This is a genomic window from Micromonospora sp. U21 (genome assembly GCF_018070045.1).
Lineage (GTDB): Bacteria > Actinomycetota > Actinomycetes > Mycobacteriales > Micromonosporaceae > Micromonospora.
The window spans coordinates 12778-25994 of sequence record NZ_JAGPYK010000012.1; the positions used below are offsets into that span (position 1 = coordinate 12778).

The 13217-nt window shown below is 72.3% G+C and carries 9 protein-coding genes; 8 read left to right on the forward strand and 1 reads right to left on the reverse strand.

Annotated elements, in window-relative coordinates:
• Window positions 1-108 precede the first annotated feature (108 nt).
• Both ileS and KBX63_RS17445 read left to right on the forward strand, forming a co-directional pair.
• Window positions 109-3279, forward strand: coding sequence for an isoleucine--tRNA ligase (ileS, locus tag KBX63_RS17440; RefSeq protein WP_210912296.1), 3171 nt, complete (start codon window positions 109-111; stop codon window positions 3277-3279).
• Between the two features lie 169 nt (window positions 3280-3448).
• On the forward strand, window positions 3449-4138 hold the full coding sequence (locus tag KBX63_RS17445; RefSeq protein WP_210912297.1) for a 1-acyl-sn-glycerol-3-phosphate acyltransferase: 690 nt from the start codon (window positions 3449-3451) through the stop codon (window positions 4136-4138).
• Window positions 4139-4150: 12 nt separating this feature from the next.
• Here KBX63_RS17445 and KBX63_RS35265 read toward each other — a convergent pair whose 3' ends face one another.
• Entirely contained in the window at window positions 4151-5224 is a 1074-nt protein-coding gene (locus KBX63_RS35265; protein WP_374102239.1) for a hypothetical protein, read from the reverse strand.
• Between the two features lie 476 nt (window positions 5225-5700).
• Between KBX63_RS35265 and KBX63_RS17455 the strand changes: the two genes are divergently transcribed.
• The 6 genes from KBX63_RS17455 to rpmA all read left to right on the forward strand — a co-directional run bounded on the left by KBX63_RS17455 (window position 5701) and on the right by rpmA (window position 13187).
• Window positions 5701-7677 (forward strand): TIGR03960 family B12-binding radical SAM protein, encoded by a 1977-nt coding sequence (locus tag KBX63_RS17455; protein ID WP_210912298.1) that lies wholly within the window; start codon window positions 5701-5703, stop codon window positions 7675-7677.
• Between the two features lie 192 nt (window positions 7678-7869).
• Window positions 7870-8589, forward strand: coding sequence for a TIGR03936 family radical SAM-associated protein (locus KBX63_RS17460; RefSeq protein ID WP_210912425.1), 720 nt, complete (start codon window positions 7870-7872; stop codon window positions 8587-8589).
• Window positions 8590-8720: 131 nt separating this feature from the next.
• The gene (locus KBX63_RS17465; RefSeq protein WP_210912299.1) at window positions 8721-11780 is read left to right on the forward strand and encodes an Rne/Rng family ribonuclease; all 3060 of its coding nucleotides are present in this window, start codon (window positions 8721-8723) and stop codon (window positions 11778-11780) included.
• A 117-nt stretch (window positions 11781-11897) separates the two neighbouring features.
• Complete coding sequence (locus KBX63_RS17470; RefSeq protein WP_210912300.1) at window positions 11898-12440, forward strand: hypothetical protein; 543 nt, start codon at window positions 11898-11900, stop codon at window positions 12438-12440.
• Window positions 12441-12606: 166 nt separating this feature from the next.
• Window positions 12607-12921: a 50S ribosomal protein L21 gene (gene rplU, locus KBX63_RS17475; RefSeq protein WP_074313742.1), complete on the forward strand. Its 315-nt coding sequence runs from the start codon at window positions 12607-12609 to the stop codon at window positions 12919-12921.
• 11 nt (window positions 12922-12932) lie between these two features.
• Window positions 12933-13187, forward strand: coding sequence for a 50S ribosomal protein L27 (gene rpmA, locus KBX63_RS17480; protein WP_074313740.1), 255 nt, complete (start codon window positions 12933-12935; stop codon window positions 13185-13187).
• The last annotated feature ends 30 nt before the right edge of the window (window positions 13188-13217 follow it).

Sequence of the window (13217 nt, forward strand, 5' to 3'; positions counted from 1 at the left end):
AGCGGGGTGGTACCGCGGGCCACCCGGGGAGCGTCGTCGAGGCGTACCCCGGTCGGTTCGTCCTCGCAGACCCACCGATGAGTGAGCTGCGAGGAGAGCGACCCCCCGATGGCCTATCCGTTGCACGACCCGACCGCCGCCGGTGTCCCGGCGAGCCCGGACCTGCCCGCGGTCGAGCGCCGGGTGCTGGAGCACTGGACGGCCGACAAGACCTTCGAGGCGTCGGTGCAGGCCCGCCCGGCCGGTGACGACGGCAAGAACGAGTACGTCTTCTACGACGGCCCGCCGTTCGCCAACGGCCTGCCGCACTACGGCCACCTCTTCACCGGCTACGTCAAGGACGTGGTGCCGCGCTACCAGACCATGCGCGGTCGGCACGTCGAGCGGCGCTTCGGTTGGGACTGCCACGGCCTGCCCGCCGAGGTGGTGGCCGAGAAGCAGCTCGGCATCACCAGCAAGGCGGAGATCATCGACCTGGGTGTGGCCCGGTTCAACGAGGTCTGCCACACCTCGGTGCTGGAGTTCACCCAGGACTGGGAGCGGTACATCAACCGGCAGGCCCGCTGGGTCGACTTCACCAACGACTACAAGACCCTCGACCTGGACTACATGGAAAGCGTCATGTGGGCCTTCAAGACCCTGCACGACAAGGGTCTGATCTACGAGGGCTTCCGGGTGCTGGCGTACTGCTGGCGTTGCGAGACGCCACTGTCGAACACCGAGACCCGGATGGACGACGTCTACCGGAACCGGCACGACCCGACCCTGTCCGTGTGGTTCGGGCTGACCCCCGACGAGTCCGCGCCGGAGCTGGTGCGCGGGCCGGTCAGGCTGGGCGTCTGGACCACCACGCCGTGGACCCTGCCGTCCAACCTGGCGCTCGCCGTCGGCCCGGACATCGAGTACGCGGTGCTGGAGCACCGGGGTTCCCCCGACAGCGGGCGCAGTGGGGACCGGTTCGTCGTGGGCGCCGCGCGGCTGGCCGCGTACGCCAAGGAGCTGGAGGGGTACGAGCAGATCGGCACGGTGTACGGCCGTGACCTGGTCGGGCGCCGCTACACCCCGCTGTACGACTTCCTCGTCGAGCAGGCCGGGGACAACGCCTACCAGGTGCTCGGCGCGGAGTTCGTCACCACCGAGGACGGCACCGGGATCGTGCACCTGGCACCGGCCTTCGGTGAGGACGACCAGAACGTCTGCAACGCCGCCGGCATCCCCACCATCGTCACGGTGGACGACCACACCCGGTTCACCGCGTTGGTCCCGCCGTACCAGGGCGAGCAGGTCTTCGACGTCAACAAGCCGGTGATCCGGGAGCTCAAGGAGCGGGGGGTGGTGCTCAAGCAGGACACCTACACCCACTCGTACCCGCACTGCTGGCGCTGCGAGACCCCGCTGGTCTACAAGGCGGTGTCGTCGTGGTTCGTGGCGGTGACCCGTTTCCGGGACCGGATGGTCGAGCTGAACCAGCAGATCAACTGGACGCCGGGGCACATCAAGGACGGCTCGTTCGGCAAGTGGCTGGCCAACGCCCGGGACTGGTCGATCAGCCGGAACCGGTTCTGGGGCTCGCCGATCCCGGCCTGGAAGTCCGACGACCCGAACTACCCGCGACTGGACGTCTACGGCTCGCTGGACGACATCGAGCGGGACTTCGGCGTACGCCTGAGCGACCTGCACCGGCCGGCGGTGGACGAGCTGGTCCGCCCCAACCCGGACGACCCGACCGGCAGGTCGATGATGCGCCGGGTGCCGGAGGTGCTGGACTGCTGGTTCGAGTCCGGCTCGATGCCGTTCGCCCAGGTGCACTACCCGTTCGAGAACGCCGACTGGTTCGAGCACCACTACCCGGGTGACTTCATCGTCGAGTACATCGGGCAGACCCGCGGCTGGTTCTACACCATGCACGTGCTGGCCACCGCGCTGTTCGACCGGCCGGCGTTCCGCAACTGCCTGAGCCACGGCATCCTGCTCGGCTCGGACGGGCGCAAGATGTCCAAGAGCCTGCGCAACTACCCGGACGTCTACCACGTCTTCGACGCGTACGGCTCGGACGCGATGCGCTGGATGCTGATGTCCTCGCCGGTGCTGCGCGGCGGCGACATGGCGGTCACCGAGGCGGCCATCCGGGACGCCGTCCGGCAGGTGCTGCTGCCGCTGTGGAACGTCTGGTACTTCTTCTCGCTCTACGCCAACGCGGACGGGCACCAGGCGCGACGCCGCACCGACTCGACGCACCTGCTCGACCGGTACGTGCTGGCGAAGACGAACGAGTTGGTGTCGACGGTCCAGGCGCAGATGGAGGCGTACGACATCTCCGGCGCCTGCGCCACCGTCCGGTCCTACCTGGACGCGCTGACCAACTGGTACGTGCGTCGGTCCCGGGACCGGTTCTGGTCCGGTGACGCGAACGCCTTCGACACCCTGTGGACGGTGCTGGAGACGCTCTGCCGGGTGGTGGCGCCGCTCGCGCCGCTGACCGCGGAGGAGATCTGGCGCGGGCTGACCGGGGAGCGCTCGGTGCACCTGACCGACTGGCCGGAGGCGACCGGGTTCCCGGCCGACCACGAGCTGGTCGCCGCGATGGACGCCACCCGGGCGGTCGCCTCGGCGGCGCTGTCGCTGCGCAAGGCGAAGGGGCTGCGGGTTCGGCTGCCGCTGTCGAAGCTGACCGTGGCCTCACCGGCGGCGGAGCAGCTGCGCCCGTTCGCCGACCTGGTCGCCGACGAGGTCAACGTCAAGGCGGTGGAGTTCAGCGCGGAGCTGTCCGCGTACTGCCAGCAGGTGCTGACCGTGGTGCCCCGGGCGCTCGGGCCGCGGGTCGGCAAGCAGGTCCAGCAGGTGATCAAGGCGGTCAAGGCGGGCGACTGGGAACTGGTCGACGGCCCCCCAATGGCCGCCGGTGTCACCCTGGCCGAGGGCGAGTACGAGCTGCGCCTGGTCGCCGCCGACGCCGAGCACTCAGCGCCGCTGCCCGGCGGTGAGGGCGTGGTGGTGCTGGACACCGAGGTCACCCCGGAGCTGGCCGCCGAAGGGCTGGCCCGCGACGTGGTCCGGGTGGTGCAGCAGGCGCGCCGGGACGCCGACCTCGACGTCTCGGACCGGATCGTGGTGTCGGTGTCGGCCGCCGAGGAGGTGCGCGCGGCGGTGGCCGCGTACATCGACTTCGTCGCCGGGGAGGTGCTGGCCGACTCGGTCGACTTCGCCGAGGGCCTCGAGGGCTTCGCCGGCGAGGTCGGCGAGGGTGACCGGGTGACGGTCGTCGTGCGCCGGGTATGACCCCACGTGTGTGAGGAAGGGGCCCTTCTTAACTCCTGATGTAGAGGAAGGGCCCCTTCCTAACCGGAGGATCGCCGGGGCGCGGGCACCCCGCCACCTCCGTCCGGGAAGTGTGGCGGCGTCCGCTACCGTGACACCGCCTGTTCGCACCTCATCTGCCGGAGGACCAGTGCCCCTGCTCTACACCATCGGCAAGCTCACCGTGGCGCCCACGCTGCGGTTGGCGTTCCGCCCGACCGTGGAGGGGCTGGAACACGTGCCGGACACCGGCGGCGCGGTCTTCGCCGGCAACCATCTCTCGGTGGCCGATGAGCTGTTCCTCGGCACCGTGGTGCCCCGGCACCTGGCGTTCTGGGCGAAGTCGGAGTACTTCAAGGGCACCGGGGTGAAGGGCGCGATCTCCAAGTTCGTCCTCACCGGCCTGGGCGCGATCCCGGTCGAGCGGGCCGGCGGGCGGGCGGCACTGTCCGCGTTCGACGCGGCCATCCCGGCGCTCAAGGGCGGCGATCTGGTGGTGGTCTACCCGGAGGGCACCCGCTCACCGGACGGCAGGCTCTACCGAGGGCGGACCGGCGCGGCCCGGCTGGCGATCTCCGCCGGTGTGCCGATCATCCCGGTCGGCATGATCGGCACGGACAAGGCCCAGCCGATCGGCGCCCGGGTGCCCCGCCCCGGCGCCGCCAAGATCACCGTCCGGTTCGGCAAGCCGCTGGACTTCACCGGCCGGCCGGATGACCGCACCTCGCTGCGGCAGATGACCGACGAGATGATGAGCGAGATCCAGAAGCTCACCGGTCAGGAGTACGTACCCCGCTACGCTCCGCCGCGCGCCCACCCGGACCCGACCCGCGACCTCTGACGGACCTCGTCCTCAGCTCTGCTTGGGCTGGACGATCTGGCCGCGCAGGGTGTCCAGCAGGGCCGCGCTGTCGGAGACGGAGAGCCGGGTGAACACCCCGGTGGCGATGCTGCCGTGATCGACCGAGGTGCAGACCACCACGTCGGTGTCGGCGGACCGGCCGACCGCGCAGCGTTCGTGCCGGCCCCGCACGCCGGTCTTCACCGTCTCCGGGGCGTCCAGCGCGTAGCGCTCGCTGAGCCGGCTGATCTCCGCCTCCGCGTCCGCCTCGGGGGTCAGCCGGATGCCGGTGCCGCCGAAGACGGTCACCCGCTTGCCGTCCGCGGTGGCGTAGACGCCGGCGAAGGTGTCCTCGGCCAGCCAGTGCTCCTGGCGTACCTCGTTCTCCAACTGCCGAGCCGTCTCGGCGCTGCCGTCGTCCTGGCGCAGGCTCAGGTCGGCCACCTGCTCGGGCAGCGCTGCCCGGGCCGGGTACTGCGCCGAAATCGGGAACCCGTAGTAGGCCGGGCAGCCGCAGCAGCAGGCCAGCGTGAGCAGCAACAGCCACGGCCAGCGGCGTCGCCGGCGGACCGGGACCGGCACGTACCCCTTGGGCGCCTGCCAGCCCGGCGGCGGCGTCACCGGTGGTGGCGCGGCGGATCGTCGGCCCCGGCGCTGCTTCGGCGGCGCGGGCGGTGACACCGGCCGGGCCGGCGTGGTGGGCCGGGCCGGCAGGGTGGGCCGGGCCGCCGGCGGCGGGGGCAGCGGCGGCGGTGCCGGTGCGGCGGGTGGCGACACCGGGTGGGAACCGACCGGGGGAGCGGACGGACCGGACCACTGCCGGGTCGCCGGTGGCGCCGGGTAGGGCATTGTCGGGGGCAGCGGGGGCAGCTCGGCGTGCGGCAGGTCCCAGCCGCTGGTGTCCACGCCGGCCCACGGGTCGACCGGGGTCCGGTGCTCCGGCGGCTCGTCGGGCAGGGCCGGCGGTGGGGTCGGCTCGGCCGACTCGCCCCAGGCCCGCCTGCGCGGCAGCGGGGGCGGCACCGGCGCGGATCCACTCCACCGGGGCGGGGGGACCGCGGCGGTGGCGGCGGATTCGGCCGCCACGGCGGGGGAGTCGGCCGCCGTGGCAGGGGAGTCGACCGCCGTGGCGGTAGGGGATTCGGCCAGGCCGGCGGGTGCGGGTCCGTCGTTCGGGCGCGGTTCGTCCGCCGGACCGGGACCGGCCACGTCGGCGCCGCCGGCCTGGTCGGTCGGCGGCTCCGGCTGGTCCGGTGGTTGCGGCCGGCGCGGTGCTTCCGGCTGGTCCGAGAGGTCCGGCTGGTCCGGCGGTACGGGTCGGGAGGTCGGCTCGTCGGCGACTCGCGGATCCCGGTCCGGCTCCGTGCCCGGGGTGCTCCCGTCGGCCGGACGGCCTGCTCCCGGCTGGGGCTCCGGCATCGCGGCAATCTCCTCTCGCGCCGGTCCGAGGTTAGTACCGCGCCGCCACCGCCGCCGACCGGGCGTCGTGGCGGGGGCGGCGCTCACAGCCATCCTCGGCGTGCGCGTGGTCACCGCCGGGTGGGCGCGTACCCTTGGGCATCATGAGTGCCCCGTCCACGACGCCGCGCGCGGCCGCGACCAATTCCGTCTGGCCTCGGCTGGAGCCACTGCTTCCTCAGGTCTCGAAGCCCATCCAGTACGTGGGTGGTGAGCTGGGTGCGGTGGTCAAGGACTGGGACGCGGCGACCGTGCGCTGGGCACTGATGTATCCCGACGCGTACGAGGTGGGCCTGCCCAACCAGGGCGTGCAGATCCTCTACGAGGTGCTCAACGAGTTGCCCGACACCCTCGCCGAGCGGACGTACGCGGTCTGGCCGGACCTGGAGAACCTGATGCGCACGCACGGCGTGCCGCAGTTCACCGTCGACGCGCACCGGCCGGTGCGCGACTTCGACGTGTTCGGCATCTCCTTCTCCACCGAGCTGGGCTACACCAACCTGCTCACCGCGATCGACCTGGCCGGCATTCCGCTGCTGGCCGCCGACCGCACGGACGCCGACCCGGTGATCGTGGCCGGCGGGCACGCCGCGTTCAACCCGGAGCCGATCGCCGACTTCATCGACGCCGCCGTGCTCGGCGACGGCGAGGAGGCGGTCCTGGAGATCACCGCGATCGTCCGGGAGTGGAAGGCGGAGGGTTCTCCGGGTGGCCGCGACGAGCTGCTGCTGCGGCTGGCCCGCACCGAGAGCGTCTACGTCCCGCGCTTCTACGACGTGGACTATCTCCCCGACGGGCGGATCCAGCGGGTCGTGCCGAACCGGGCGGACGTGCCGTTCCGGGTGCACAAGCGCACGACGATGGATCTGGACGCCTGGCCGTACCCGAAGAAGCCGCTCGTCCCGCTGGCCGAGACGGTGCACGAGCGGTACGCGGTGGAGATCTTCCGGGGCTGCACGCGGGGCTGCCGGTTCTGCCAGGCGGGCATGATCACCCGGCCGGTACGCGAGCGGTCGATCACCACGGTCGGCCAGATGGTGCGCGAGGGGCTGGAATTCTCCGGCTTCTCCGAGGTGGGCCTGCTGTCGCTCTCCTCGGCCGACCACTCCGAGATCGGTGACATGTGCTCCGGCCTGGCCGAGCAGTACGAGGGCACCAACGTCTCGCTGTCGCTGCCGTCGACCCGGGTGGACGCGTTCAACATCGACCTCGCGCAGGAGCTGTCCCGCAACGGGCGGCGTACCGGCCTGACGTTCGCCCCCGAGGGCGGGTCGGAGCGGATCCGCAAGGTCATCAACAAGATGGTGTCGAAGGAAGATCTGATCCGCACCGTCGTGACCGCGTACACCAACGGCTGGCGGCAGGTGAAGCTCTACTTCATGTGCGGCCTGCCCACCGAGACCGACGCCGACGTCCTGGAGATCGCGGACATGGCGCACGAGGTGATCAAGGCCGGTCGGGCCGCCACCGGCTCCAAGGACATCCGCTGCACGGTCTCCATCGGCGGGTTCGTGCCCAAGCCGCACACCCCGTTCCAGTGGGCTCCGATGGAGCGCCCGGAGGTCATCGACCACCGGCTCAAGATCCTCAAGCAGGCGATCAACTCGGACCGCTCGCTGGGCCGGGCGATCGGCTACCGCTACCACGACGGCGAGCCGTCGCTGATCGAGGGGCTGCTCTCCCGGGGTGACCGCCGGGTCGGCTCGGTGATCCGCAGGGTGTGGGAGAACGGCGGCCGGTTCGACGGTTGGAGCGAGCACTTCTCGTACCAGCGCTGGGTGGACGCGGCGGCCGAGACGCTGCCCGCGTTCGGGGTGGATCTCGACTGGTACACCACCCGGCAGCGCGACGAGCTGGAGGTCCTGCCCTGGGACCACCTGGACTCGGGCCTGGACAAGGACTGGCTCTGGCAGGACTGGCAGGATTCGCTCAGCGAGTTCGAGCAGGACGACTGCCGGTGGACCCCGTGCTTCGACTGCGGCGTCTGCCCCTCGATGGACACCGAGATCCAGATCGGGCCCACCGGAAAGAAGCTCCTGCCCCTCACCCCCATCAAGGGCCTCAAAACCCCCACCGCCTGACCCACCCGGCCCCACCCCGGCCCACCCGGCCCCACCCGGTCGCCCGTGTTGATCATGAAGTTGTTGCCAGCCGCACGGCGTGTCGCCGACAATAACTTCATGATCGACGGGTGCTGAGTTCCGAGGAGCGAGACGATCAGTAAGAAACCACAGCCGGAGGGTGGGCAGGCGCCGGTCGTCCAGCGCGTCCGCATCCGGTACGCCAAGCGCGGGCCGCTGCGGTTCACCTCGCACCGGGACTTCGCCCGGGCCTTCGAGCGGGCGCTGCGCCGGGCCGGCGTGCCGATCGCCTTCTCCCAGGGCTTCACGCCGCACCCGAAGATCTCCTACGCCAGCGCCGCACCCACCGGGGTGGCCAGCGAGGCGGAGTACCTGGAGATCGGCCTCCAGGCTCCGGTCGACCCGGAGGCGCTGCGGGCCGCGCTGGACGCCGCGCTCTCACCCGGGCTGGACGTCCTCGACGCCGTGATCGCCGACGGGGGCAGCCTGCCGGACCGGATCCAGGCGTCGCACTGGCACATCGAGCTGCCCGAGATCGACCCCGCCGTGCTGCGCGCCGCCGTGGACGCCTTCACCGCCGCCGAGGAGGTGCTGGTCGAGCGGATGACCAAGCAGGGACGACGCACCTTCGACGCCCGCGCGGCCGTGATGTCGATCGATGTCCTCGCGTCGACGCCGACGCCTTCCGGGGCGGCGGCCGTACCGTGTGCGATACTCGAACTGGTCGTGCGGCAGGTCACCCCGTCCGTACGGCCCGATGACGTCCTTTCCGGCCTCCGCGTGGTGGCCGACCTGGAGCCGCCGGTCTCGCCGAGGGTGACCCGGCTGGCTCAGGGCACGCTGACCGCGCAGGGTGCGATCGTGGATCCGTTGGATGCGGACCGCGACGGGGCAGCCATCGTTGGGCACTGACCGACGGTCAGTGCTCTGGCAGGCAGACTTCGGCGGTCGCGCACCACGCGCGCCCGGCGGAAACACTTTTGCGGCGACCCTGCGTGGCAGCGCTCACCCGCGCCCGGGGCAGCCAGAACTGGAGAACGTCCATGCTCGAGAACGAGCCCGAGGGCGGCGAACGGACCGGTTCACAGCCGGCCGGCGAAACCGCTGACCAGAGCACCACCGCCGACGGCGCCGCCGTCGCGAACTCCACCGCCGCTGCCGGATCGGCCGCGCTGGAACCGGCCGGCGCGGAGAGCGCCCAGCCCGCCGCGCCCGCGCGGCGTACCCGGGCGACCCGCCGTCGGGCCGCCCCGCTCAACCAACCGGAGCAGGCCGACGCCCCGGTCGAGGCGCCCACCGGCGGGACCGGCGGCGACGAGCCGCCGCAGGCGGAGGTCTTCGCCCCGGTCTCCGGCGATCTGGAGACCCCCCCGAAGGCCCCCCGGCGCCGCCGCAAGGCCACCCCCGTGGAGAAGACCGCCGAGGAGCCGCTCGTCGCGGCCTCCGCCGAGGAGGCCTCTCCCGAGGTGGTCCCCCCGGTCAAGGTGACCCGCACCCGTCGGAAGAAGGCCATGCCGGCCGCTGTCGAGGAGCCGCCCGCGGCCGAAGAGCCCGCCGCTGTCGAGGAGTCGGTCGCCGAGACGCCGGTGGAGTCCGACCTGCGCGAGGCGGAGGCCGAACTGAACGAGGCGGAGGCCGCCGCGGGCGGGACCGCCGCCGAACCGGCCCGGACCAGCGGCGCGCAGGAGCGCTCCGGCGAGGTGCCGCCGGGCGTGGCCGTGGCCGGTCTGGCCAACGAGCCGGCCGAGACCATCGAGCCGGAGCAGCCGCGGACCCGCCGCCGGCGGGCGGCACTCTCCGCGCCCACCGTGCTGTTCATGGCTCCGCAGCCCGACGCCGTGCCGGTGACCCGGCCGGTGGAGCCCACCCCGTTCGCCGAGGAGCCGGCTGCGGAGGAGGCCGCCGAGCCGTCCCGCCGCCGGCGGCGCGGTCGCCGCGACGCCGAGCCGGTGGAGCCGGTCGAGGCGATCGAGGCCGAGGAGGAGCCGACCGAGGAGGCCGAAGAGGCCGCCGAGGCGGATGAGGACGACGAGGACAGCGCCGCCGCGCGCCGCCGCCGCCGGCGTGGTCGCCGCGGCCGTGGCCGGGGCAAGGGCGGTGCCGACGACGCCGAGGACGAGGAGTCCGACGAGGCGGCGCAGGCCGAGGAGGAAGAGACCGCCGAGGCTGAGGCCGAGGGCGACGAGGACGAGGAGTCCGAGGGCGGGGACGGGCTGACCCGCCGCCGCCGGCGTCGCCGCCGTCGGGGTGCCGGCGACACGGAGGGCGCCGCCGACGACGGCGTGCCGACCGTGGTCAAGATCCGCGAACCGCGCCGGACCGTCGACGAGGTGCAGGGCGTGTCCGGCTCGACCCGGCTGGAGGCCAAGCGCCAGCGCCGCCGGGACGGCCGGGAGCAGCGGCGTACCCGGCCGCCGATCCTCAGCGAGTCGGAGTTCCTGGCCCGCCGGGAGGCGGTCGACCGGGTGATGGCCGTGCGTCAGCGCGGTGACCGCACCCAGATCGCCGTCCTGGAGGACGGCGTGCTGGTCGAGCACTACGTCACCCGCAACTCCTCCGGCACGATGGCCGGCAACGTGTACCTGGGCAAGGTGCAGAACGTGCTGCCCAGCATGGAGGCGGCGTTCGTGGACGTCGGCCGGGGCCGCAACGCGGTGCTGTACGCCGGCGAGGTCAACTGGGACACCTCCGGCCTGGAGGGGCGCGCCCGCTCGATCGAGCAGGCGCTGCGCTCCGGCGACTCGGTGCTGGTCCAGGTCACCAAGGACCCGATCGGGCACAAGGGCGCCCGGCTGACCAGCCACATCGCGCTCTCCGGCCGGCACCTGGTCTACGTGCCCAACGGCAACGCCTCCGGGATCAGCCGGAAGCTGCCGGACACCGAGCGCAAGCGGCTCCGCGACGTGCTCAAGAAGCTCGTCCCGGACGGCGCGGGCGTGATCGTCCGGACGGCCGCCGAGGGCGCCAGCGAGGACGAGCTGGCCCGCGACGTCAAGCGCCTCCAGGCCCAGTGGGAGGACATCCAGGCCAAGGCCGCCGAGGGCGGCGCGCCGGTGCTGCTCTACGAGGAGCCCGACCTGGTCATCCGGGTGGTCCGGGACCTCTTCAACGAGGACTTCCGCGAGCTGGTGATCGAGGGCGAGCAGTCGTACGACATGGTCGAGTCGTACCTGTCGCACGTCTCCCCGGACCTGGTCGACCGGGTACGCCGGCACGTCGGCACGAGTGACGTGTTCTCCGAGTACCGGATCGACGAGCAGATCATCAAGGGCCTGGACCGCAAGGTCTTCCTGCCCTCCGGCGGTTCGCTGGTGATCGACCGTACCGAGGCCATGACGGTCGTCGACGTCAACACCGGCAAGTACACCGGCTCCGGGGGCAACCTCGAGGAGACGGTCACCCGTAACAACCTGGAAGCGGCGGAGGAGATCGTCCGCCAGCTCCGGCTGCGCGACATCGGCGGCATCGTGGTGATCGACTTCATCGACATGGTGCTGGAGTCCAACCGTGAGCTGGTGCTGCGCCGGCTCACCGAGTGCCTGGGCCGGGACCGCACCAAGCACCAGGTCACCGAGATCACCTCGCTCGGCCTGGTGCAGATGACCCGTAAGCGGATCGGCGCGGGCCTGATCGAGGCGTTCAGCGAGACCTGCGAGTGCTGCAAGGGTCGGGGCGTCATCATCCACACCGAGCCGGTGCCGGAGAAGCCACGCTCCAACGGGGCGGGGGAGAAGGTCAAGGCGGTCGCCTCGTCGGTCGCCGCCGCCCCGCCCGCCGAGCAGGGCAGCGCGTCGTCCCGCCGTCGGGCGCGCAAGAGCGCCTCGGCCGAGAAGGCGGTGGTCGAGGTCGTCGAGAGCGACACCGGCACCGAACGGGACGCCGACTACGTGGACACGATGGGCTACGACCTGTCCCGCTACGAGGCGGACACCGCCGCCGCGCCGGCGGTCTCCGACAGCCAGCAGGGCGAGTCGGCCCGGCTGGCCGCCGCGGACGACCCGGATGCTCTCGCCGACGGCGACGCCGACGAGGAGAGCACCGAGGGCGGCGCTGGCCGGCGTCGTTCCCGCCGGGGTGGCGCCCGCCGACGGACCCGCCCCTGATCACCTGACCGGCACGGTGTTTGACGAGGTCCCTTCCCCGGCAAAGTGACGGGGGAGGGACCTCGCCGGTCCGGCCACCCCGGTCCGCGATCGGCCACCCCCGGTCAGGAGAAGAAGATGCGTCGTCTGCTCGCCGTCACCGTGCTGGTCGCCGCGCTCGCCGCCGGGGCGGGTTGCTCCACTGACCGGCCCGGCGGCGAGGGGCCGGGTCCGGCCGGCGCGACCACCGGGGGTTCCGGCCCGGCCGCCGGGCCCGGGGGCGCTCCGGGCGGGTCGGCCGGTACGCCGGCGGCGCCGACCGGCACGCCGGTGAATGGTGGTGCGGCGGGCGGCGACACCGCGCAGGTCTGCGCCGCCGCGCAGCAGGCCGGCGCCACCGCGCTCCAGACATACGTGGCGGAGCTGGGCCGGATGATCGCGGCTGTGGGGGCTGGGGACAGCGCCACCGCCGAGGCGGCCCGCAAGCAGGCGGAGGCCGCGTTGACCGGCTGGCGGACCGCGCTGCGGGAGCAGTCGGTCCGGGCCAACGACCCGCAGCTCAAGACGCTGCTCACCGACATCGGCGCCGAGGTCGCCGCGCTCGGCGCCGATGTCGGGTCGATCGACGAGACCGAGCTGGACCGGCTCCAGCAGCGCCTCGAACAGCTCTGCGCGCGCTGACCAGGGCGGGCCGGTTTGGGGTCCGGGCCCGCGATGGCGTACTCTTGCCTGCGGCGCACTTTTGGTGTGCCGAGTTCCCGTGTGCCCGCGCCGCCGTGCACTGCTACCCGGCGAGCCGCCGCGGGGACGACCGCCAGCAGCCTCAACGACAGGGAGTCCGCCTCCGATGTACGCGATCGTCAAGACCGGCGGCAAGCAGTACAAGGTCGCCGAGGGCGACGTGATCGAGGTCGAGAAGCTCACCGGTGCCCCCGGTGACGCGGTGAAGCTCACCGCGGTGCTCCTCGTCGACGGTGACGACCTGGTGACCGACGCGGCGAAGCTTGCCGAGGTCGCGGTGTCCGGCGAGATTGCCGCGCACACCAAGGGCCCGAAGATCAAGATCCACAAGTTCAAGAACAAGACCGGCTACCACAAGCGCCAGGGTCACCGCCAGCCGCTGACCCAGGTCAAGGTGACCGGCATCTCCAGCGGGAAGTAGGTCGTCCTCCAATGGCTCACAAAAAGGGTGCGTCCAGCTCGCGTAACGGTCGTGACTCCGCGGCCCAGCGACTCGGCGTGAAGCGCTTCGGTGGTCAGGTTGTCAGCGCCGGTGAGATCCTCATCCGGCAGCGTGGCACCAAGTTCCACCCCGGTGACCTGGTCGGCCGTGGCGGCGACGACACGCTGTTCGCGCTGTCCGCCGGTGCGGTCCTGTTCGGCACCAAGCGCGGTCGCAAGACCGTCAGCATCGTTCCGCAGCAGTAGCTTTCAGGCTTTGCGGGCCGCGGACCTCCT

Excerpts from the sequence above, each read along its gene's own strand:
- ileS (WP_210912296.1), top strand. The coding sequence starts at position 109 with ATGGCCTATCCGTTGCACGACCCGACCGCCGCCGGTGTCCCGGCGAGC.
- KBX63_RS17455 (WP_210912298.1), top strand. The coding sequence starts at position 5,701 with ATGAGTGCCCCGTCCACGACGCCGCGCGCGGCCGCGACCAATTCCGTC.
- KBX63_RS17465 (WP_210912299.1), top strand. The coding sequence starts at position 8,721 with ATGCTCGAGAACGAGCCCGAGGGCGGCGAACGGACCGGTTCACAGCCG.
- KBX63_RS17470 (WP_210912300.1), top strand. The coding sequence starts at position 11,898 with ATGCGTCGTCTGCTCGCCGTCACCGTGCTGGTCGCCGCGCTCGCCGCC.
- rplU (WP_074313742.1), top strand. The coding sequence starts at position 12,607 with ATGTACGCGATCGTCAAGACCGGCGGCAAGCAGTACAAGGTCGCCGAG.
- rpmA (WP_074313740.1), top strand. The coding sequence starts at position 12,933 with ATGGCTCACAAAAAGGGTGCGTCCAGCTCGCGTAACGGTCGTGACTCC.